This window comes from Nostoc commune NIES-4072, from assembly GCF_003113895.1.
GTDB lineage: Bacteria > Cyanobacteriota > Cyanobacteriia > Cyanobacteriales > Nostocaceae > Nostoc > Nostoc commune.
The window spans coordinates 1,944,408-1,966,146 of record NZ_BDUD01000001.1 but is presented as its reverse complement, the minus strand read 5'-3'; the positions used below and the strand labels follow the sequence as shown (position 1 = coordinate 1,966,146).

General features: G+C 43.2%; 18 protein-coding genes. 9 read left to right on the top strand and 9 right to left on the bottom strand.

The window, feature by feature from the left end; genetic code table 11:
- Positions 1-10 precede the first annotated feature (10 nt).
- From CDC33_RS08835 to CDC33_RS08825, 3 genes are all read right to left on the bottom strand, one after another.
- Positions 11-1,090, bottom strand: a complete 1,080-nt coding sequence (locus CDC33_RS08835) for a fatty acid desaturase (protein WP_109008174.1) — start codon at positions 1,088-1,090, stop codon at positions 11-13.
- A gap of 218 nt (positions 1,091-1,308) precedes the next feature.
- Entirely contained in the window at positions 1,309-2,361 is a 1,053-nt protein-coding gene (locus CDC33_RS08830) for a fatty acid desaturase (protein ID WP_109008173.1), read from the bottom strand.
- 220 nt (positions 2,362-2,581) lie between these two features.
- Entirely contained in the window at positions 2,582-3,403 is an 822-nt protein-coding gene (locus tag CDC33_RS08825) for an acyl-CoA desaturase (RefSeq protein WP_109008172.1), read from the bottom strand.
- A gap of 91 nt (positions 3,404-3,494) precedes the next feature.
- On the opposite strand from CDC33_RS08825, the gene CDC33_RS08820 reads away from it, so the two are divergent.
- Positions 3,495-4,730 (top strand): methionine gamma-lyase family protein, encoded by a 1,236-nt coding sequence (locus tag CDC33_RS08820; RefSeq protein ID WP_109008171.1) that lies wholly within the window; start codon positions 3,495-3,497, stop codon positions 4,728-4,730.
- Positions 4,731-4,884: 154 nt separating this feature from the next.
- On the opposite strand, the gene CDC33_RS08815 is transcribed toward CDC33_RS08820, so the two are convergent.
- Complete coding sequence (locus tag CDC33_RS08815) at positions 4,885-8,871, bottom strand: DUF2157 domain-containing protein (RefSeq protein WP_109008170.1); 3,987 nt, start codon at positions 8,869-8,871, stop codon at positions 4,885-4,887.
- Between the two features lie 361 nt (positions 8,872-9,232).
- Between CDC33_RS08815 and argZ the strand changes: the two genes are divergently transcribed.
- Entirely contained in the window at positions 9,233-11,344 is a 2,112-nt protein-coding gene (gene argZ, locus CDC33_RS08810; protein ID WP_109008169.1) for a bifunctional arginine dihydrolase/ornithine cyclodeaminase, read from the top strand.
- Between the two features lie 68 nt (positions 11,345-11,412).
- Positions 11,413-11,925: a DUF2085 domain-containing protein gene (locus tag CDC33_RS08805; RefSeq protein ID WP_109008168.1), complete on the top strand. Its 513-nt coding sequence runs from the start codon at positions 11,413-11,415 to the stop codon at positions 11,923-11,925.
- A 277-nt stretch (positions 11,926-12,202) separates the two neighbouring features.
- On the opposite strand, the gene CDC33_RS08800 is transcribed toward CDC33_RS08805, so the two are convergent.
- Positions 12,203-13,006 carry an Rpn family recombination-promoting nuclease/putative transposase gene (locus CDC33_RS08800; protein ID WP_109008167.1) on the bottom strand — a complete coding sequence of 268 codons (804 nt, stop codon included), beginning with the start codon at positions 13,004-13,006 and terminating at the stop codon, positions 12,203-12,205.
- Positions 13,007-13,205: 199 nt separating this feature from the next.
- On the bottom strand, positions 13,206-14,078 hold the full coding sequence (locus CDC33_RS08795) for an S-methyl-5'-thioadenosine phosphorylase (RefSeq protein ID WP_109008166.1): 873 nt from the start codon (positions 14,076-14,078) through the stop codon (positions 13,206-13,208).
- 414 nt (positions 14,079-14,492) lie between these two features.
- On the opposite strand from CDC33_RS08795, the gene CDC33_RS08790 reads away from it, so the two are divergent.
- Positions 14,493-15,617 (top strand): metallophosphoesterase family protein, encoded by a 1,125-nt coding sequence (locus tag CDC33_RS08790; protein ID WP_109008165.1) that lies wholly within the window; start codon positions 14,493-14,495, stop codon positions 15,615-15,617.
- Between the two features lie 231 nt (positions 15,618-15,848).
- On the opposite strand, the gene CDC33_RS08785 is transcribed toward CDC33_RS08790, so the two are convergent.
- The gene (locus CDC33_RS08785; protein ID WP_100896992.1) at positions 15,849-16,280 is read right to left on the bottom strand and encodes a nucleoside deaminase; all 432 of its coding nucleotides are present in this window, start codon (positions 16,278-16,280) and stop codon (positions 15,849-15,851) included.
- Between the two features lie 15 nt (positions 16,281-16,295).
- Between CDC33_RS08785 and CDC33_RS08780 the strand changes: the two genes are divergently transcribed.
- Positions 16,296-17,219 (top strand): nucleoside hydrolase, encoded by a 924-nt coding sequence (locus CDC33_RS08780; RefSeq protein WP_109008164.1) that lies wholly within the window; start codon positions 16,296-16,298, stop codon positions 17,217-17,219.
- A gap of 157 nt (positions 17,220-17,376) precedes the next feature.
- On the opposite strand, the gene CDC33_RS08775 is transcribed toward CDC33_RS08780, so the two are convergent.
- Both CDC33_RS08775 and CDC33_RS08770 read right to left on the bottom strand, forming a co-directional pair.
- On the bottom strand, positions 17,377-17,712 hold the full coding sequence (locus CDC33_RS08775; protein WP_109008163.1) for a hypothetical protein: 336 nt from the start codon (positions 17,710-17,712) through the stop codon (positions 17,377-17,379).
- An 8-nt stretch (positions 17,713-17,720) separates the two neighbouring features.
- Positions 17,721-18,104 carry a hypothetical protein gene (locus tag CDC33_RS08770; protein ID WP_109008162.1) on the bottom strand — a complete coding sequence of 128 codons (384 nt, stop codon included), beginning with the start codon at positions 18,102-18,104 and terminating at the stop codon, positions 17,721-17,723.
- Between the two features lie 226 nt (positions 18,105-18,330).
- Between CDC33_RS08770 and CDC33_RS08765 the strand changes: the two genes are divergently transcribed.
- From CDC33_RS08765 to psb34, 4 genes are all read left to right on the top strand, one after another.
- Positions 18,331-18,774, top strand: a complete 444-nt coding sequence (locus CDC33_RS08765; RefSeq protein WP_109008161.1) for an LptA/OstA family protein — start codon at positions 18,331-18,333, stop codon at positions 18,772-18,774.
- A gap of 167 nt (positions 18,775-18,941) precedes the next feature.
- Positions 18,942-19,997, top strand: coding sequence for a dipeptide epimerase (locus tag CDC33_RS08760; protein ID WP_109008160.1), 1,056 nt, complete (start codon positions 18,942-18,944; stop codon positions 19,995-19,997).
- On the top strand, positions 19,981-21,027 hold the full coding sequence (locus CDC33_RS08755; protein ID WP_109008159.1) for an N-acetyltransferase DgcN family protein: 1,047 nt from the start codon (positions 19,981-19,983) through the stop codon (positions 21,025-21,027). The genes CDC33_RS08760 and CDC33_RS08755 overlap by 17 nt, the downstream gene beginning before the upstream one ends.
- 292 nt (positions 21,028-21,319) lie before the next feature.
- On the top strand, positions 21,320-21,490 hold the full coding sequence (gene psb34 / locus CDC33_RS08750) for a photosystem II assembly protein Psb34 (RefSeq protein ID WP_109012499.1): 171 nt from the start codon (positions 21,320-21,322) through the stop codon (positions 21,488-21,490).
- Positions 21,491-21,739: the final 249 nt, after the last annotated feature.

Genomic DNA, 21,739 nt, shown 5'->3' with positions numbered 1-21,739 from the left:
AATCTGAGTCTTAATCTTTAGTTAGCTTATTGTTGGATGTGTAGTAAACCTTACTACCAGTATCAGGGACAAAATGGCAGTTGATGCATGAATTCCATACTGACTTCCAAATTGGTTCTTCCGATTTGTGGAAATATTCACCCATCACTGGTTTTATTGCCTCAGTTGCTTTGAGCAAATTGTAGTGAGGGATGTTAAGGAATATATGGTGAGCAACATGAGTACCGATATCGTGATGGATATGATTAACCAAACCATAATCACGATCAATACTAGAAATTGCGCCTTTTAAAAAAGTCCAATCTTCTCCACGATACCAAGGAAGCTCTGGCTCGGTGTGGTGCAAGAACGTCACCAAATCTAGCCAAACTATAAACACAAGGTAAGGCACAGCGTAATATTTTAGCAACCACATCCAACCCCATTGGTAGGTGAGGAAACCTAGCAAACCTACCATGCCAATCAAAAGTATAGTGCTAGTTAGGACATCCCATTTTTCCGATGGTTTGAAAAGCGAACTGCTAGGCAAAAAGTGGGAGCCTTCTTTATTAGGAGAACGCTTAAACAAATACACAGGATAAGCCAAGAGAAAAACATAATATCTGCCTATCTTTTGGGCTAAAGGCATGTCCTTATATTGTGATTCGCTTACAGGATACCAGCTTTCATCATTATCGATGTTGCCAGTATTTTTGTGATGAGTTCTGTGACTAATCCGCCAACCATGATAAGGAACAAGTATTGGTGTGTGAGAAAGATGTCCAATCAAATCATTGAGCCATTTATGCTTAGAAAAAGATTGGTGTCCGCAGTCATGTCCGACTACAAACAAAGCCCAAAACATTGTTCCTTGCATTAACCAGAAAATTGGGAAGAAAAGCCAAGAATCTAGGTAATGAGCAACTGCATAAAGCAGACCGATAATCAGGATGTCACGAAAGAAGTAAAAAAGTGATTTTGTCACATTGGGCTGAAAGCATTCAGCAGGAATTGAAGCTTTTAAATCTTGAAGAGTGAAAGGTAATTTAGTCGTATCCTCAGACGTTTCACCGCTAAGAGGATTGTTGAAACTGATGATATTTGATGGCACTGGATTTTTTTGTTGGATGTAAATCGGAACTTTATTTGAGACAAAATTATCTCACCTCTAGGATGCCCACGAAACTAGCGATCGCTAACATATAAGAGGATAATTTCTGGCAATTTGCCTAACAATTTTAGTTAATAAAAAATTGCCAGATTCTATTTAAACACAGCATGATAAACGCTCTCGTTGGTTCAAGAGCGTGAGTGTAATCACAGCGCTATTTATCGCCCTGTATAATATTCCTTGAAAGTCTTATAACCAACATCAGTTGTGTATAGTTGACATTGGTCTGTAATCTGCTTCATTAAAGGCCAAGAAAACTGACACTCATCATGCAGATAAGGCTCCCAATTTTCTTTGATGCTGCTGTAAGCTAGCCGCAAATTATAAGAAGGAATCGCAGTGGAAATATGATGAGGGACATGAACATTGATATCGTGGCATAGGATTTCTACCCAGCGCGGATAATCGCAATGAATAGTGCCAGCTAGCTGTGCTAAAGCTTCGTTCCACTTGTTCGCTGTCGCAAAAGGAACATCTGCGGCAGTGTGGTGAACAATAGTAAAAGTACTCATCCAAAAATGGTAAATCATCCAGGGCACTAGCCAAAACTTGACAAATCCCCAGATACCAGTTGTGGCGATGAGAAGTGGGAAAGCGATCGCCGCAAACACAACTACTACAGCCACAGAAAGCTTGATACTCGATTGGTCTTTCGTTTTGAAGTTCCGCCAATCAAAATGCACCACAGCCCAATGTCCAATGGAACCTACCCACCAGAGGCGTTTACGCATGAACAACTCAAAAGCAGACTGCCGGATTTTATCCCAATCTTCAAACACTTCTGGTCTAATTGGATGCCAAGCATTATCCTCATCCAGCTTGTTGGTATGAGTATGGTGATAATTATGCTTAATGCGCCAACTGTGAAAGGGGTAAATCAACGGCATCATGAAGAAATGCCCCACCAAATCATTCACCCAACGACGTTTGGCAAAAGACCTGTGACCACAATCATGCCCAATTACAAAAAAACCTGTTAAAGCAGTGCCCGTAAAAACCCAAGCTAGGGGCAAGAGAAACCAAGGAGTAACGATCAGGCTGTAATAGCCCAAGCCAACCGCCAAGACACTGAGCAGTACTTGTGTCCAAGCTTTGCGACGGTTCTGCTGAAAACATTCCCGTGGCAGGGTTTTAACAATATCTTTGAGCCGAAAGTCGGAATTACTAGGCTCGTCACTTAGTTTCTGGCTATTAATTATTGATGTAGTCATGGACACCTGAGAAACAACAAACTCCTCCACCAAGTCACCAAAAAAGTAACTTGCCGCAAAAATTCTTAATATTAGCGCTTCGGATTATAGCAATCTAACGGACACAAGCGCACCAGTAAATAGCTTTTTGAAAAGGAAGGAGTTAAAAGTGATGAGTTATGAGTTAAAAACGTTACGCATCATAACTTTTGTACAGACGCGATTAATCGCGTCTCTACTCCTAACTAGTTTTTATTGGGGCCAACTTCACATTAGTAGCCAAACCAACTGCTTGCAGCAATTGAACAGTCATCCAGGTTAAATCGATTTCCCACCATTCCAGCCCATGACGAGCTGAGTATTGAAAAGCATGATGGTTGTTATGCCAGCCTTCACCGAAAACTAGTACGGCTACCCACCAGCAATTAGTCGATCTATCACCAGAATCATAGCTCCGATAGCCAAACTTATGAGTAGCGCTGTTCACCAACCAGGTGCAGTGATAAACCCAGACAATGCGAACAAAAATTCCCCAAATAACAAAGGGCCAGCCACCCAGAAGTAAAAGCAATACGCCTAGAGCAACCTGGATCAAAATGAAATATTTTTCTAAAAACTGATAAACTGGGTCTTCGGCAATGTCTTTGGTGAAACGAGGAACATCAGCGTGAGCGGGACAATAATGAATCAGCCAATCCATGTGGCTCCACCAGAAGCCTTTATTAGAGTCATGGGGATCAGCGTCAGTATCAGAGTTTAGATGATGAATGCGATGTGTCCCGACCCACTCAATAGGGCCTCCTTGACACGAGAGTGTTCCAAAGAAAACCAAAAGATACTCTAGCCACTTGGGAGTTTGAAAACTGCGGTGGGTGACAAGGCGATGAAATCCTAGAGTAACGCCTAAGCCGCCAGTCACCCAATACAGCAAGAAACCCACACCAACTGCCGTCCAGCTAAAGTTACCAGGAACAAAGGCAAATAAAGCGCCGATGTGCAGTGCAATGAAGAACAGGGTATTAACCCAGTTAATTTGAGGTTTAGTTGAGGTAGCAATTGTCATGCAGTAACCTGAAGAAAGAATTTTCCAGCCTAGTCTGCGCGATCTAAAAATCCGCATATCTATAATTTAATTTTTTTTGAACGAGGAACTGATGAACAGCTTAGAACAGCTGCGGCAAGCAGAACAGGCACTATTAGAAATTTTTTCTGGAATTGACGCTCAGGTCAAGCATAATCTAAAACGAGTGCTGGATGCTTTTCGTAATCACCGTGTAGGCGCACACCACTTCGCTGGTGTAAGTGGCTATGGTCACGATGATTTAGGACGAGAAACTTTAGATAAAGTTTTTGCCGAAGTTATGGGCGCTGAAGCTGCGGCCGTGCGGGTGCAGTTCGTTTCAGGAACTCATGCGATCGCTTGTGCTTTGTTTGGTGTTCTCCGTCCTGGAGATGAAATGTTAGCAGTGGTCGGTTCTCCCTACGATACGCTTGAAGAAGTCATTGGTTTACGGGGTCAAGGTCAAGGTTCCCTTCTTGAGTTTGGCATAAATTACCGACAATTGGAGCTAACCCCAGAGGGAACTATAGATTGGCAAGCTTTAACTACTAGTGTGGCTGAAAATACTCGTTTAGTGCTAATTCAGCGTTCTTGTGGCTATTCTTGGCGTCCTAGTTTATCAATTGCTGATATTGAAAAAATCCTCCACTTAGTCAAACAGCAAAATCCGAACACCGTTTGCTTTGTGGATAACTGCTACGGCGAATTTATTGAAACCAGGGAACCTACAGCCGTAGGTGCTGATTTAATGGCGGGGTCATTGATTAAAAATCCTGGTGGTACCATTGTCAGCGCTGGCGGTTATGTTGCTGGTCGCGCCGACTTAGTGGAAGCATCGGCCTGTCGCCTCACGGCTCCCGGTATTGGGAGTTATGGCGGCGCTACTTTTGACCAAAATCGTCTGCTGTTCCAAGGCTTATTTCTGGCTCCGCAAATGGTAGGAGAGGCGATGAAAGGGACATACTTAACTGGTTATGTGTTTGACAAACTTGGTTATCCAGTGAATCCCGCACCCTTGGCTCCCCGTGGAGATGTAATTCAGGCAATCAAACTCGGTTCTGCCGAAAAGCTAATTGCCTTCTGTAAGGCGATACAACAGCATTCTCCCATCGGTTCCTATCTTGACCCTGTTCCAGATGAAATGCCGGGGTATGAGAGCAAGGTAGTCATGGCTGGTGGGACATTTATTGAAGGGAGTACCTTAGAATTATCGGCAGATGGGCCTTTACGTGAACCCTATGTGGTTTATTGCCAGGGGGGAACTCATTGGACTCATGTAGCGATCGCCTTAGAAGCTGCGATTAATGCAATAGGAAATGCTGGTGATTGATTACAGCATATATTCCGCAGGGCATGAGCTTTGTTGCAATAGGGTTCGGATTGCAGAAGTGGGGTAAAGGGGAAAGGATGGAATTTTCCCTTACCTTTTAACACAGTTTGATCGCTAGAAAAAATCTGCTGACTTTTGCCTTGCGTTGCTATCCTTATTCCCATGATTGAAATTCATCAATGGCGCTACGAATTAAGGAAGTTATTTGAGCGCGACGGGTTTCAAAGTTAGCGGCAATGTAAATCAGGAGAATGCCAACTAGCAAGCCAACAACCCATTTTAAAAAGGAGTACTGCAAACTAAAAATGACTGATTGATAGATTGTAGTAATTAAAAAAGTGGCTGTACCAATGTAGAGAAAAGCCCTAACTCGCAAAGCTAATCCGGCAAAAATGGCGATGAGGCTGAAAATTCCAGGTATCCAGGCTGCATTTTGATTAAAGAAAATTGCCCACCCACAAATTAAACCACTACCTAGCAATCTCAGAATATGACGAGCGCTTTTATTCTCTGGTAGCTTCAGTTGAGTATCTACTTGAGCAATGTAAAGCAGTGATAACCCAATGGGTGTTACATACCATAAAGCATCAGTCAAGCGTAAGGAATCAAACCAACGGTAAAGTGCCCAATCAATCAACGCCACACTAACATAAGTGAAACGGATGTTTTCACCCACCTTTGCAAGGAAGATGTAAAATCCAGCTGCGAGTAGCAAGGTAATTGGGTAAGTTTGCAGTCTAGTTTCCCATAAAATTATCAGTGGTATGATATAGGCGGCTTGCTGCCAAGGTCTTTTAGACCAACCCCAATTTTCCCAAGGTAATATGTACAGAAAATAGGCTACCACACAGGCGATCGCACCGTTCCACGGAACTAATGGCCCAGCCCAAAATCGTCCCACTGCTGTCTCGCGCCAATAAACCCTCATCCCGGCTACCTCTAATAAGCCAAGGTAAACCCACATTTCGGCTATTGTGATTCCTCCAAAAATGCTGGGGGAAGTGCGCGAATTTCGTCCTTGAAAGATGGCATAACGAATCAAAAATACCCCCGTTCCCAATCCCACTAAACGGTTAACTGCAATGGGAAGAGGAATGGCAGCCATTAATAAACAGCTACTCCAAGCCCAGTGAATATGGGCAATTCCTTTCAGTTCTTGAGGAGTCAGCCGTAAGTAGCTTACCAACCAAGGCGATAGGATGCGGTAAGCATACATAATACTTGCGCCAAGGGTAGACATGGCAATCAATCCATCGCCTAATGCTCCTCCTGAAGCTTGTAACATTTGATAGAACAAAAGTTCATAGGCAGAAATTGATACGCCAATAATTCCTAAGTACAACAGGGGTTTAAAGTCTTCGCGGCGTCGCCCTACGCCAATGATAATTAGAGCTACACCCAAGGAATACAAACCAGTCCATTCGGTGAAAGTGTTCACACGCAGCAATACACTGAATGCAGCATAAATTAATGGCAAAATATGAAAACTGCTAGGAAGCCTTTCTAATTGATGTCGTCGCCGCCACCACTCGCCGACAAGTTGAGCAGTTAAACCTAAAGCAATATTTGCAATTGCAATCTTAACTATTGATCGTTCCCCAAATCCCAGCCCTTGGGCAGTCAACAATTCCAAAGACCAACCGATGCCATAAAATGCCCAATTTGTCGGTTCTCGCCAACTGCGATAAACAATAGCTGTCAAGGTGATTGCAGTGGCAGCTAAGTACAAAAATCCAGAAGTAATAAACCCTGAGTAAATTAGTATTGATTGTAACGTTAAACTGAATAACTCAAAACCACACAAGGCGATCGCCCATTTATCATTTGCAGCTGCATATATAACTGGTAATTCGTTACCGCGTTGGTTCAAAACTGTCCGCGTTAACCATAGAATTAGGATTGCGATCGCTCCGACGACAAACCAACCTGATAGTGCGAGGCGAGGTAAGCCAGGTATGCCTACCCATAAAAGTGCCACAATGAAACTCAGAAGAAATCCTTCTGTAATTACCGCAGATATTTGGTTTCGCAAATAGCGCGTATTTACAAACATCAATCCCGTACCTACGGCTAAACCGATTAATCTGGTTTCTGGTAGCTGTAAAGTCAGTAACTGGGCAACTCCCACAGCCAATACACTCAAATAACGGCTAGTCAGGCGACGCTCTATAATTGTGGCATTGGCAATACCTGTGAGAGTTATAGGCGTAACTAGCCATAAGACTCCCCAATGAGCTTGTCCATCAGCTATGCCATACCAAGATGGTTCTGCATTCATCCACAATAGGAAAAAACTAGCGGCGGCTAGTCCTAAACCGATGTCCCAGGCAGTATGTCGCCATAATCCTTCGCTTAAACTAAATACCCATTCTGCAACCATCAGAGCTAATAAAATACTTGCCCAGACTTGATGATTCAGGGTTGGTAATAACCAATTAATGGTAAAGCAAAAAGTCAGCACTCCTATGATGTGAGTTAGATATATCAGGGGAAGGGATGCGGGGGAGCGGCGTTGAGTGACGAATGCCAGAGTGATGGTAGAAAATAGCAAATTTAGCGATCGCAATGCCGGGTTTACTATAGCGATCGTTGTTAAAAAAGCTCCAAATAAAAGGGTAAGCAGTTCACCAAATTTAGCCAATTCTCGCTTTTCGTTGCGATGCAGGTTATCTGTGAGCGCCACCATCAAAATTACGTATGGAAATAAAGCTACACTCAGCAACGCCCAAGGTTCATTTTGAGAATTAGTAAGTTGAGTACCGATTGCGATCGCTAATTTCTGTAAGCTATCAGGTACTAATCGCCAACCTAGCCAAATCGTCTGTAACCCAATGACGAAAACTGCTGCAAAGTCTAATTTTAAACTGTACTGCTGCAAGCGATTTCCCACAAACCACAGACCCAAACCACTTACAGCTATTGCTGACATCGGATAATTTACTACCGAAACCAGCCAACCCAAGAAGAGTAGAGTGCCGCCCAGTCTTTCCCAGAGTAACAAGGATGAAGGGAATGGAGGAGATGAAGGAGAGTCATTTTGAATTTTGAATTTTGTTAGCGCAGCGTTAGCGAGTCCGCGAGCGTCATTTTGAATTGTTTCTCCCTGCCCCCTGCCCCCTGCCTTCCCCTTCTCTGCTAGCCAAGTTACGAGCCAGCCACAAATACCAATAGCTAACCCCAACTGCGTCACATCTACCCGGACAACGAAAATTGCCCGCACTAGCAGCACTATCAAAGCATAAATAATTACAGTGGCAGGTAAACTAATACTTGCTCGGCGGCGATCAGGCCGATCTTCTTCACTGATAGGACTAGGCTGTTGGTAATTGTGATAAACGGTAATAATAGTTGTGCCGATCATTGCCACATAAACGGCAATCAAGGGAAATCCTGGTAATTGCCAACCCCAATGCAAATAACTTAGCCCCAGAATATTTATTAGAGGTAATTTGCCGATAAGTAAATTGGGAAAAATACTGCGATTTTGGGAGAGTAAAACAGTTATAGCAGTGAGGATAGGACAGGCGATCGCAACTACAATCCAATCTAAAGGATTTTGCCACAATCGAAAGCTATCCATTGCCCAAAAGTTCACTGGCACTAACAGCATGGTGACAATTAGCAATGTCTGAGCCGTTAATCTAAGGTTGCTTTGCCTAGTTGCCCAAAAGCTTAATCCCCAGAAAGTCAAAGTATAAGCAAATAAAACTCCATACTGTCCAGAAGCCGGAAACCTCTCCCATTGACTCGCAGCCAGTACCCCAGAGGACACTACTACCAAGAATACCCCTAGAAAAAGTAGCCAACGCACACTCAGTTCTGCCCCCAAGGACTGCAACATTGTGCTGATAAAGTTGGGTTTGGCTGGTTTTTGCTGCGGTTGTTTACGGCTACTAGATTGTGAAGCTGCTACGGGCAGTTGCTGCACGGGGTTGGAAGTTACAAACGCTACCTTTGTTTTAGCTTCAGCTTGGGGTTGCAACACCACCGTACACACCAAGAATTCTCGGCATAGCTGCTTAACTTGGGCATCGGATATCAAACCCAAACGCAGCCAGATATCTAGTCCTTCTAATAAATGAGGATGGGAGGATGGCAGTCTGATTTCAAGTTTTAGTGGGCGCTCAAGGGGCGATGACATAAGCGGCAGCAGTATAAGTATATACTTAATTTTTCATCTAAGTTAAAGTATATTTTGGCTCTAATTGTGCCACTTATTAGGCTGATTGATATTAATTTTTAACCTACGAGTGATATTTAAAGGGCAGGGGAGGCAGGGGAAGAATATTAATGACCAATGACTAATGACCAATGACCAATGACTAATGACTAATGACTAATGACCAATTACTATCTACCAGTAATAGAATTAATAGTGAACCCTTTGTAAAACCTTCAACTATCAAAAGATAGAAGCTCTAGTAGCAGATTGTAGTGAATTTCAGTAGATCGAAAATCTGTATCCCAAATAAGCTAGTATATAAAACGCTTGTAAGATTTTTATGACTTCCCGTATTCGCTTTTTGATGTGCCCTCCTGACCACTACGATGTGGACTATGTGATTAATCCTTGGATGGAAGGGAATATTCACAAGTCATCGCGCGATCGCGCCGTGGAACAGTGGCAGGGACTAAACCAGATCCTCAAACAACACGCCATTGTAGACTTAGTACCACCTGAAAAAGGTTGGCCAGATTTGGTTTTTACCGCCAACGCTGGCTTAGTATTGGGGAATAATGTTGTCCTCAGTCGCTTTTTGCACAAAGAACGTCAGGGAGAGGAGCCTTTCTTCAAACAATGGTTTGAGGCAAATGGTTATACAGTCAATGAACTTCCCAAAGATTTGCCTTTTGAGGGAGCAGGGGACGCACTGCTGGATCGAGAAGGACGCTGGTTATGGGCGGGATACGGTTTCCGCTCGGAATTAGATTCTCACCCTTATTTAGCTAAATGGCTAGATATTGAGGTGCTGTCCCTGCGACTCATAGACGAACGTTTCTATCACTTAGATACTTGCTTTTGTCCCCTAGCAAATGGCTATTTGCTATATTATCCAGGCGCTTTTGATTCTTACTCCAACCGCTTAATCGAAATGCGAGTCGCACCCGAAAAGCGAATTGCGCTTGAAGAGGCTGATGCAGTCAACTTCGCTTGTAATGCGGTGAATGTAGATAGCATCGTCATCATGAACAAGGCGAGTGAGGCTTTAAAAACTCGCCTTGCAGATGTAGGTTTTCAAGTGTTGGAAACACCGCTTACCGAATTTCTCAAAGCTGGTGGTGCAGCTAAATGCTTAACTTTGCGGGTAACAGAACCAGTTAGAGATGAAATTCATGCCAATGTCTCGGTAGAAAGCCGTGTCATTCGCATGGAGGGACACTTGCTGGATGCAGGCTTAATTAACCGCGCTTTGGATTTGATTATAGATGCTGGGGGAAGCTTCCAAGTCCTGAATTTTAACTTGGGAGAACAGCGCCAAAGTACATCAGCCGCAGAAGTTAGGGTATCAGCGCCATCCCATGAGGTGATGGAAGAAATCATCTCCCGGTTGATTGATTTGGGTGCTGTAGATTTACCGCATGATGAGCGAGACGCAAAACTGGAGCCGGTAATTCAAGACGGCGTTGCACCTGATGATTTCTACGTTAGTACAATTTATCCCACTGAAGTCAGAATTAATGGCCAATGGGTGAAGGTGGAAAATCAACGGATGGATGGCGCGATCGCAATTACCCAAACTGCCAATGGCTTAGTTGCTCGGTGTAAAATATTACGCGATTTAAAAGTTGGCGAACGAGTAATTGTAGATGTGCTAGGTATCCGCACCATCCGCAAAACTGAATCGCGGGAACTCCGCAGCACCCAAGAATTCAGCTTTATGTCGGCTGGGGTTTCTAGCGAACGGCGCGTGGAATTGGTTGTAGAGCAAGTGGCTTGGGAATTGCGGAAAATCCGTGATGCTGGTGGTAAGGTAGTTGTCACGGCTGGCCCGGTAGTGATTCACACTGGTGGCGGCGAACACTTGGCGCAACTGATTCGGGAAGGATACGTGCAAGCGTTGCTAGGTGGTAATGCGATCGCAGTTCACGACATTGAGCAAAATATCATGGGCACTTCCTTGGGTGTAGACATGAAGCGGGGTGTCGCCGTACATGGTGGACATCGCCATCACCTGAAGGTAATTAATAGTATCCGCCGTTATGGCAGCATTCCCAAAGCTGTAGAGGCGGGGGCAATTAAAAGTGGCGTGATGTATGAGTGTGTCCACAATAATGTGCCTTTTGTGCTTGCAGGATCGATTCGGGATGACGGGCCTTTGCCTGATACCGTAATGGATTTGATTCAAGCACAGGAACAATATGCTAAACACCTAGAAGGTGCGGAGATGATTTTGATGCTGTCATCAATGCTGCACTCCATTGGTGTGGGAAATATGACTCCAGCCGGGGTGAAAATGGTGTGTGTAGATATTAATCCAGCTGTGGTAACTAAGTTAAGCGATCGCGGTTCTGTAGAATCGGTGGGTGTGGTGACAGATGTGGGATTATTCTTAAGTCTGTTGATTCAGCAGTTGGATAAGTTGACAAGTCCTTATGTTAATAAGGTAGGTTAAGAGAACGTAGACGTGAAACGGCTTCCCGCAGGGTACCGCAAAGACGCAAAGGGCGTGAAGAAAGGAAGATGACAAGAGTAGCTTTCAGTGAATTGCAGGTTAATTGGGTTAGTTTGATTGCTGATTTCTTGTTAGTAGGGATGGTTTTTGGCCCGCCTATCGCTCCCTTTTTGGCTGCGTCTGGAGTGTCTTTGCTTCTTGGGATTGCGGACATCATTTATTTCATGGGTAATCATGTATGTCCGCAACCAAATATGGGGTTAGATTTGGCACCACCGTTTATTATGGCTGTGTGTATGCGCTGCTACGGTACTGTGACGGGTTTGCTGATCACTCGTCTGTTGTATGGAGTAACAGATGGTAAAGGTTTTTACTGGTTGAAACAGTATGGCTGGAGTGGTGTAGCTTTAGCTAGTGTGCTGATGATGGCTTATCCTTTGGAATTGGCAGCACAGATTTTTGGTTTGTGGAGTTTTAATAACTATCTGGTTACGCCTTTTGGGTTGATTACGGGTTTGGCGTGGGGATTGTTTACTATGCCGATTTTGCATGGGTGGCATACCCGGTTACACGAATTGTAGAGACGTTGCATTGCAACGTCTCTACAATAATTAACAGTATTAGTATAGTTCCCCCTTTTTTAAGGGATTGAGAAATTAAGCTAGGACTTACGCACACTCTACGAATTCTCGGCGCTCTTGGCGTCTTGGCGGTTCGAGAAATTAAGCTTTTTAGCAATTTTTGCGTAAGTCCTATAAGCTTTAACTGAATAGTGCCACAGCTACGCCCGTCGTAGCGATCGCTTTTGCTCTAATTTAAGAAACTATTCTGACTCGGAAAATTCCTCAATTCTGTATATTAACCTTGATTTTGTGCTAACCAAGCTTCTAAATCGGTTAAACTCGAAAAATCAAGTAAAGCCTCTGCTAAATCATCCAAATGTGTTGAGTCTAAAGCTTGAATTTTCAATAGCTGTGCAGGTGGAACAGTTCCGACCTTACGGCGAAGTTGTCGGATAATAATCGATAAAGCTTTTTCCTGCTGGATATCCTGATAAATTACAGACTCGCGCATAGCATCACTCCGTAATAACCTTTTGATCAGTTCCTTGTTTAATACTAACCCAGATAAGACTGCCGTTGACGCAGCAATATTACTTTGTGTTCGGATATCATTTATTTGCTCAATAGCTTCAGCAACCTGTTGCAATGTTCGCGTTTTATCCTCAGTTTGACTGAGGGTTGCAAATGGTAACAAACCAGGAGTATTTAAAAATATCTCGCTTGGTTGTTCCCAAAGACGAATGACTCCAAATTCATGACGGGTATTTTCTAAAACAAAAGCTGTTTGTTGGACTAATTCAGATGTGGTGGGTTGCAGATAAATAACAACTTGATGCATCCGCTTATGGGGAAATCTGCGATACACCCTTAATCGATAATCAGTCATCCGAAACGGAATTTCGGCTTTTGCTTCGGTTTGAAATTCTATATGCAGAACAATTTCATCTGACTGTAACAGAATTAACGCATCTGCTCGAATCGGTTCGAGGGATAATTCTGATGGACTGAGTTGGGTAAGTGCAATAGATTCGCCAAGTAACCAGGTGGCGAAATCGGCTGAAAAGGACTCTGCTAAAAAGCGACAGACGTTATCAAACATAGATGGGTATTATATCAGCGAGGTCTTGTCTGTCATTTGCCATTAGTTATTTTGTAAGAATTCAAGAGACGCGATTAATCGCGTCTCTATAGAAATCAGCAGTCATAATTGCTGGAAAATTAAGGGTGGTAAGGCTGCTTAATTTCTTCAAATTATGAAATTGGGGTTTCCAAGCCTTAATAAATTCTGAATTCTTATACTACAAATACTTCTGCAACAATAACCCTAACTTTTCCTTCGTCGCTGCTGGTGCTTTATCTAACTGAGTCAAAATCGCATACTGCAACGCCGAATGCGCCTCACTCGGCGGCGGATTTTCACTCAAGCGTCGCACGGTTTCTTGAATTACTTTTTGAGCATTCACAGCATTTCGCAGCAAATTGCCAATCACCAATTCTACCGTCACACTGTCGTGATCTGGATGCCAACAATCATAATCTGTCACCAACGCTAAGGTTGAGTATGCAATTTCGGCTTCCCTAGCCAACTTCGCCTCTGGTAAATTCGTCATCCCAATGATTGTTGCACCCCAACTGCGGTAAAGATTTGATTCCGCTTTGGTGGAAAAAGCTGGCCCTTCCATGCACACATAAGTGCCACCGCGATGGAGAGTAACTTCTGGTAAATTAAGAGATGCGATCGCATCTGCCAACACACTAGCCAAATTCTTACAAATCGGATCGCCAAAAGCAATGTGAGCAACAATTCCCTCACCAAAAAACGTTGAAATTCGATTTTTCGTTCTGTCAATAAACTGATCTGGAACTACCATATCCAGTGGTTTTGCTTCTTCTTTCAAAGAACCCACAGCACTAGCTGAAATTAAATACTTCACACCCAATTGCTTCATCGCATAGATATTAGCGCGAAACGGTAACTCAGAGGGTAACAGCGCGTGATTACGACCATGACGCGCCAGAAAAGCTACCCGTGTACCATCTAAAGTCCCCAGAATCAAAGCATCTGATGGTGAACCGAAGGGGGTTTGGATATGTACCTCTTCTATATCTTTGAGCGCGTCCATTTTATACAGACCACTACCACCAATAATCCCAATACTAGCTTGAGCCATGATCCTGAACCTGTTCCTTGCTGATCTGCTAAGTTATTTTACCGAAAAGATGAGTAGCAGAGTTAGTTGACTTGCTGGCTTTTTAAGTAGCATACAATCTGGTCAGATAGTACGAAAAAGCTATCTGCTGCTCAACAAACATAAATTTGGTTGAAGCGCGTTTTAGAAATATCGACTAGAGAATTTAAATCACTGAGCGTTTGACTTTCTGAGTTTAGCAATCAAATCTCTAATAATTTTTTCAGATTAATAGTTATATTCAGCCTTGAAATTAATTGTCAGCATAGCGTTTAATCTATGCTCAATGTATACAAATATTAAGTAAATGGACTCCTGAGCAGCGAAACAAAGCAAGCGTTATACTTTTGGGAAAAGGCTTGTTTTAACCTCTGCTTTTAACATTTTCATAAATCAATGGCTCTCAATTTTCGCTTTGCAGTAGTCAGTGACTTACACCTGGCACTTCCTCACACAATCTGGGATCATCCTAACCGATTTCACCTAGTAGAAGTCAGTATCTCGGCGTTTCAAAGTGTACTAGAACATTTAACACAACTCGATTTAGATTTCTTATTGTTACCAGGAGACTTAACCCAGCATGGCGAACCAGAGAACCACGCCTGGTTGCAACAGTGTTTAGCCCAGCTACCTTTTCCTGTCTATGTTGTTCCTGGCAATCATGACGTTCCTGTGCTGTGGGCTGATCAGCAATCAATTGCTTTTGCGGATTTTCCCTACTATTACACAAAGTATGGCTATGAAGATCCACAACAGATTTACTACGTTCGTCAGTTATTGCCTGGAGTTAAGCTGATTGGGCTGAATTCTAACTCCTTTAATGACCAAGGTGAGCAGGTGGGGTGTTTGGATGCCAAACAGCTACGGTGGTTAGAAGAGGTGCTGGCGGCATCTGTTGATGAATTAGTTCTGGTGATGGTGCATCATAATGTGGTCGAGCATTTGCCTAATCAATCAAACCATCCACTGGCAAATCGATACATGTTGTCCAATTCAGCAGAACTGTTGCAGTTGCTAAGGTGCTACGGAGTCAAACTAGTATTTACGGGGCATTTGCACGTTCAGGATATTGCTTACTCAGATGGAGTGTATGATATTACCACTGGTTCTTTAGTGAGTTATCCTCACCCTTATCGGGTGCTAGAGTTTCATCGGGATGACCAAGGTAAAGAATCGTTGCAAATTTTATCTCATCGGGTTGAGTCAGTGCCTGAGTTCCCCGACTTGCAACAGTCATCGCGGCAGTGGATGGGCGATCGCTCTTTCCCCTTCCTCATCAAGCTACTAACTCACTCTCCATTAAACTTACCATTATCACAGGCAAAAAAATTAGCTCCTAGTTTGCGCGAGTTCTGGGCAACTATTGCCGATGGTGATGCAGTATTAGATTACCCCCACTTTCCGCTAGAAGTGCGGCGTTACATTCAGTCCTATGGTGCATTGGCGCAGCAAAACCCCGCTATGGCTACTAATGCAACTCTGACGCTGATTGATAATAACAGCACACTTTTGCTAGGTTAGGAGTGATGAGTGCCCATGTGGAGGTAACTTTTTTGTCTGGGTTAGAAGCTTGGTGACTTTTTAGATAGCGATCGCTCCTACCTCCTACCATAATTCTCCTATCAAAAGTCACCAAGACACGAGCAACTCTTGTACAGACGCGATTAATCGCGTCTCTCTTGTACGATTAATCGCATCTCTCTTGTACAGACGCCGATTAATCGCGTCTCTCTTGTACGATTAATCGCGTCTCTAATTACCGATATCTTCATTCCAAAGTTCGGGATTAGTTTCAATAAACTCACTCATCATCTGTTCGCAATCATCAAGATTAAGATCAATTACTTCCACACCGTGAGATACCATAAATTCTTTAGCACCAGGAAAAGTTCTGGATTCTCCAACGATGACTTTTTTAATCCCAAATTGCACCACTGCCCCAGCGCACAGGTAGCACGGCATTAAAGTTGAATAGAGTGTTGTACCTCTGTAGCTGCCAACTCTCCCAGCATTACGGAGACAATCAATTTCCGCATGGGTGACAGGATCTGCGTCTTGCACACGTTTATTGTGTCCTCTGCCCAAAATTTTGCCATCTTTGACGAGAACCGAACCAATCGGAATTCCCCCTTCTTGTCTGCCTTGTTTTGCTTCTTGAATAGCAGCTTCCATAAACTCATCCATATTAATTCTCCTTCTATGACAAAACAACTAGTATTAATGGATCACGATGGCGGCGTAGATGATTATTTAGCAACTATGTTGCTGTTGACGATGGATCATATTGAACTTCTTGGTGTTGTCGTCACTCCAGCAGATTGCTACATTCAACCTGCTGTTAGCGCCACACGTAAAATTATAGATTTGATGGGATTTTCTCATATTCCGGTAGCAGAAAGTACTGTGCGCGGTATCAATCCATTTCCTACTCTCTATCGCCGTGATTCGTTTATCGTTGACCATCTCCCCATTCTCAATCAAAGCGAAACCATCACTACGCCTTTGGTTGCCGAAACAGGTCAAGATTTCATAATCAAGGTGTTGCAGGAGGCATCAGACCCCGTAACGTTGATGGTAACTGGCCCCTTGACCACGGTAGCAGTGGCGTTAGACAAAGCACCGGATATTGAAGCCAAGATTCACAAAATTGTGTGGATGGGGGGTGCATTAAATGTTGGTGGCAATGTAGAAAAAAGTTTGGAAGCAGGACAAGATGGTTCTGCCGAATGGAATGTTTATTGGGATGCGGTTTCAGCAGCGCGGGTATGGCAAACGCAAATTGAAATTATTATGTGTCCTTTGGATTTGACTAACAATGTCCCAGTCACATCGGAGTTAGTATACAAAATGGGGCGACAACGCCACTATCCCATCTCTGATTTAGCCGGACAATGTTATGCACTAGTTATCCCCCAAGATTATTATTTTTGGGATGTGCTAGCGACAGCTTATCTAGGACACCCAGAATATTATCAATTACGCGAATGGGAAACAGAAATTATCACCACTGGTCTTAGTCAGGGACGTACTAAAGTAGTTCCTGGGGGTCGAAAAATTTCTGCAATGGATAAGGTAGATAAAGAGGCTTTTTATCATTATATTTTACGACAATGGGCAAGATAAAAAACTAAAAAATTAGATGGCGTAGATACTCAAACTCGCTACCGAAAACTAACGACTAAGCTCACTAGATGCAGACAACTTATGCAACTCAACCGACCATATTGAGGCGTTACGGTGCGAAGGCTTTTTTGGGTGTGATGTTACTTAATAATGAGGATTATTCATAGCGTGCCTTTTTAGATTTAATCACCTCAATTACATCATCGTGTCTTTGCCCTTCGATAATATCCTTGAGATGAATTTGCCCATTAATATATTGAACGTGGATACGCCAACCTGAGACTTTATCGATATCAGCACGATAAATTGCCTGCTTCACACCTTTTACTTTGTGCAGCCTCGTTTTTGGAAATTTTCTTGTTCTGTGACACTCGTTATCTTCAAGTTCTGCCAAGGCTTCAAGAAAAGCAATCTTTAGCTCGTCATCTGCCAAAATCTTCATAGCTTGATAAATAATGCCGTATTCATCACACAGAGTAAGGGTTTGTGCCATAAACCAACTTACGAGATCCGGGCAGTTTCTTGATTTTGGTGAAGTAATCCTTGATACAAAGACTCTGCCACACCTTTATATGCTTTATCGAGGTCATCGTGTTTAACCACTCGAAAAAGAGTAAAAATAACTTGCCCAAAAATTGGATCTTCGTCAACTGTCAAAATTACCCTTAGTTTCTGCGAAACCCTTAGCGTGTAGAGCGAAGATTCATAGCCATTAATATGTGAAGGTAGGGGAAGACGACGCAACTTACGATAAACGTCAGCTTTTTGAGTTGGAAAAAGACTGGCGCAATCATTAATTTTTTTAACCGTTGTAGCTTTTTCATCTTCACTCAGCCTGCCAAGATCCTTTTCAAAGCTCCTTGTTGACTCAATTAGAACATCCACGTTACGAACCCTGAATTTATCTACTTGGCCTCTGTCGTGACCATAATCACGGTGATATATATAAAAATTCTGTACATCATCCTTACAAGGACACTATATAGAAACTTTGTTAATATTATTCTAAAGTATTGAGCCAGATCCGACATTTAAGGCTCAACTAGAAGCTAAACTATTACAGGCTCACCAATCAAGTTTAAATCAAAAGACCGACCAAGGAGTGAATCAAATGAACTTTTTGCTTGGGCGGTTAAATCGCCGCGCCTCTCTAGTCGCTTGTGCCTCAATTGCGATCGCTGCTGTTTTCGTTATTCCAACCATGACTTCAGGGCAGATTCCTAAATGGGTTTCAACATTTCTCTACTCAACGGGTGATACAAAAGCAAACGCGCAGACTATTGCCCAAGTGATTGAAACGGGACAAATGACTCTCAGATCAGATGTTCAAAACTATGATGAGAGTACAAAAGAAATAAGAGCAATTGGCAACGCTACTTGGGTATATCCAGAAGCTCAAATTGAAGCCAATGCTGATGAGATTCGATATGTGCCAGGAGGAGGACAAGTTACTTTGTCTGGTAATGTTCAAATTTCACAGAAGGGAGAGCGTTTACAAGGTAAACGAGCAATATGTTCACTTGAACAAAAGCAGTGTAACTTGATTCTGGAGTAAACAATCTCGCCCAAAAAGCATCAATCTCTCAGGAAAACCTAGAGTTTCATCATGATGTGTTTATGCTGCGATCGCCCCTGAGAGATTTGCCTCGAATATCATCTACGCAAACCTAACTCTAAACACTCTACAAACAAATTATAAGTACTATTCCACTAATAACAAATATGCAAATAAATATAAATTTATTTACAGTAAACAAAAGGTTTCCGTTGACTATTAGTCGAGGTACAACGGCACAGACAACTAATGTCTGGGTGAGAATTTCAGAATATGGGATCGAAGGCTGGGGGGAAGCATCACCATTCGGTGTGGGTAATCATCGACAATCAACTGATGCAATCAAAGACGCCCTACAGCAAGTTGTGCCACTGTTGCAAGGATTCAGCCCCTTACAGCGACAGGAAATTGAGCAAGTTTTAACACAAAACCAGGTTCCTTCTGCTGCAAAAGCTGCCTTGGATATAGCAATGCACGACTGGTTGGGTAAGCGCGTAGGATTACCCTTATGGCAAATTTGGGGACTCGATCGCAATCAAATAGTCCCGACTTCTGTCACAATTGGGATTAATTCGCCTGAAGGAGCCAGGGCGAGAGCGCGAGACTGGTTACAATTTACTGATGTCCGCCTTTTCAAGGTGAAGCTAGGTAGTCCAGATGGCATAGATGCAGATAAAAAAATGCTCTTGGCAGTGCAAGAAGAAGCACCATTACTAGAATTTTTCGTTGATGCTAATGGAGGTTGGAGCTTGGAGGATGCGATCGCAATGTGCAATTGGCTAGCTAATTTAGGTATAAAATATGTAGAACAGCCATTGCCACGGGGACAGGAAAAAAGTTTAGCAAAACTCAAAGAACACTCTCCCCTGCCCATCTTTGTTGATGAAAGTTGCTTTACAAGCGCCGATATTCCTCATTTGGCAAACTACGTGGATGGTATTAATATCAAACTGATGAAATCAGGGGGACTAACCGAAGCAATGCGAATGGTACATACAGCGCGAGCATATCGGTTGCAAGTAATGTTTGGTTGCTATTCTGACAGTTCGCTAGCTAATACAGCAGCATTACAGCTGGCGCCACTAGCTGATTATCTAGATTTAGACAGTCACCTCAACTTAATCGATGATCCGTTTACGGGTGCATTATTGCTAAAACAAGGGAGAGTTTTGCCAAACGATTTACCAGGCTTGGGGGTACAACAAAGTGCGTCTATCACCTAATCAACGAGTAGCTATCTTACTGCATGACGGAATTATTGGGACTCACGGCAAAACAGGGCTAGCAATTTTACGTTACAGTGAAGCCCCAATCGTAGCCGTAATTGATCGCGAGTGTGCTGGCAAATCCCTACCAGAATTAACCAATATCAAGCGTGATGTCCCAATAGTAGCATCGGTAGCCGCAGCCCTTGAATACAAGCCAGAAGTCTTAGTAATAGGCATTGCTCCAGGAGGTGGTGCTGTACCAGATGATTACTGGTTGGAAATTAAAGGCGCTCTAGAAGCTGGAATGTCGCTGGTAAATGGTTTACATACACCAATGGCAAATATACCAGAGTTAAATGCACTGCTCAAACCAGGGCAAGTAATTTGGGATGTACGTAAAGAGCCGCCTAATATAAGTGTTGCTAGTGGAATGGCACGTACCCTTTCCTGTCGGCGGGTGTTGACAGTAGGAACCGACATGGCGATCGGTAAAATGTCAACTAGTCTAGAGTTACATTGGGCTGCAAAACAGCGAGGTTGGCGTTCTAAATTCCTCGCTACCGGTCAAACTGGAGTGATGTTAGAAGGAGACGGCGTGCCTTTAGATGCCGTGCGCGTAGACTTTGCCGCCGGTGCTGTGGAACAGATAGTTATGCGCTATGGCAAAAACCACGACATTTTGCACATTGAAGGACAAGGTTCACTGCTACACCCTGGTTCAACGGCAACCTTACCCCTAATTCGTGGTTCGCAACCAACCCAACTGCTGTTAGCACATCGCGCCGGACAAGTTCATGTACGTAATCATCCTCATGTACTAATTCCACCTTTACCAGAGGTGATTCGGCTTTATGAAACTGTTGCTAGTGCTGGTGGTGCTTTTGCAAGTGTTCCTGTAGTGGGGATAGCGCTGAACACAGCCCATCTAGATCAGTCTGCGGCTGAGGAAAGCATTGCTCAAACAATAGCAGAAACTGGGCTACCTTGCACTGATGTAGTCCGCTTTGATGCCAATGTGCTTTTGGATGCGGTGATGAAGAATTAAATGTAGATTTTACTTCATCCAAAAACGATTGCAATATTATAAGCGCTAAATGCGATTACTAGTAGAGACGCGAAATCGTTACGCTAACGTGTCTCCAACCTTTTATTTTGCGATTTAAAAAATTGCGTAATATATGGCGCTTTCGGCGCCTGGAGGAGCTTTGCCTAAATCTCCTATGCCTGATAAGCAACTTTTATTAAAGCCATTAGACTTTTTTTGTCAAGTCCTCTTGACGTTTTGTAACAATATTGTTAAATTTAGTTACATAAACAAACAAAAAAGAGAAAAAACTATGTACACCACTACTAACGAAGACGGCGTTCTCAATAACTACGCAGCTGAACCCAAGATGTATTACGCCGAGTACCCAGCAATTTGGGAACAACGTAAATATGTTTTACAGGCTTTTTTTGCGACTTTAATTGTCACAACTATAGTTTTGGTTGGTTTTAGCGTTAGCTAAGATTTTTTAGATTTCGGTATCGCTATATCTCATCGTCATTCGTACCTCTCTCTCTTACCTCGGTTAGTTTCGCCGGGGTTTTTTGTTTTTTAATTCTCTGCGTTGGCTTTAACGAACTTTGGGGGTTTAAGTCCCCAGCAAGATAGGCAGCACGTTTTGTGTCGGGGTCTAAATCCCCGTCACAAAACGTAATTGCGAATTGCGTTAGCGCAGCGTTAGCGAGGAACGAGCGTCATTGCGAATTGCGAA

What these genes read in the sequence shown, in the direction of transcription:
- CDC33_RS08765 (WP_109008161.1), top strand. Translation starts at nt 18,331, where the DNA reads ATGAACTTTTTGCTTGGGCGGTTAAATCGCCGCGCCTCTCTAGTCGCT.
- CDC33_RS08820 (WP_109008171.1), top strand. Translation starts at nt 3,495, where the DNA reads ATGAACAGCTTAGAACAGCTGCGGCAAGCAGAACAGGCACTATTAGAA.
- CDC33_RS08790 (WP_109008165.1), top strand. Translation starts at nt 14,493, where the DNA reads ATGGCTCTCAATTTTCGCTTTGCAGTAGTCAGTGACTTACACCTGGCA.
- CDC33_RS08780 (WP_109008164.1), top strand. Translation starts at nt 16,296, where the DNA reads ATGACAAAACAACTAGTATTAATGGATCACGATGGCGGCGTAGATGAT.
- argZ (WP_109008169.1), top strand. Translation starts at nt 9,233, where the DNA reads ATGACTTCCCGTATTCGCTTTTTGATGTGCCCTCCTGACCACTACGAT.
- psb34 (WP_109012499.1), top strand. Translation starts at nt 21,320, where the DNA reads ATGTACACCACTACTAACGAAGACGGCGTTCTCAATAACTACGCAGCT.
- CDC33_RS08830 (WP_109008173.1), bottom strand. Translation starts at nt 2,361, where the DNA reads ATGACTACATCAATAATTAATAGCCAGAAACTAAGTGACGAGCCTAGT.
- CDC33_RS08800 (WP_109008167.1), bottom strand. Translation starts at nt 13,006, where the DNA reads ATGTTTGATAACGTCTGTCGCTTTTTAGCAGAGTCCTTTTCAGCCGAT.
- CDC33_RS08785 (WP_100896992.1), bottom strand. Translation starts at nt 16,280, where the DNA reads ATGGATGAGTTTATGGAAGCTGCTATTCAAGAAGCAAAACAAGGCAGA.
- CDC33_RS08815 (WP_109008170.1), bottom strand. Translation starts at nt 8,871, where the DNA reads ATGTCATCGCCCCTTGAGCGCCCACTAAAACTTGAAATCAGACTGCCA.
- CDC33_RS08805 (WP_109008168.1), top strand. Translation starts at nt 11,413, where the DNA reads ATGACAAGAGTAGCTTTCAGTGAATTGCAGGTTAATTGGGTTAGTTTG.
- CDC33_RS08795 (WP_109008166.1), bottom strand. Translation starts at nt 14,078, where the DNA reads ATGGCTCAAGCTAGTATTGGGATTATTGGTGGTAGTGGTCTGTATAAA.
- CDC33_RS08825 (WP_109008172.1), bottom strand. Translation starts at nt 3,403, where the DNA reads ATGACAATTGCTACCTCAACTAAACCTCAAATTAACTGGGTTAATACC.
- CDC33_RS08775 (WP_109008163.1), bottom strand. Translation starts at nt 17,712, where the DNA reads ATGGCACAAACCCTTACTCTGTGTGATGAATACGGCATTATTTATCAA.
- CDC33_RS08760 (WP_109008160.1), top strand. Translation starts at nt 18,942, where the DNA reads ATGCAAATAAATATAAATTTATTTACAGTAAACAAAAGGTTTCCGTTG.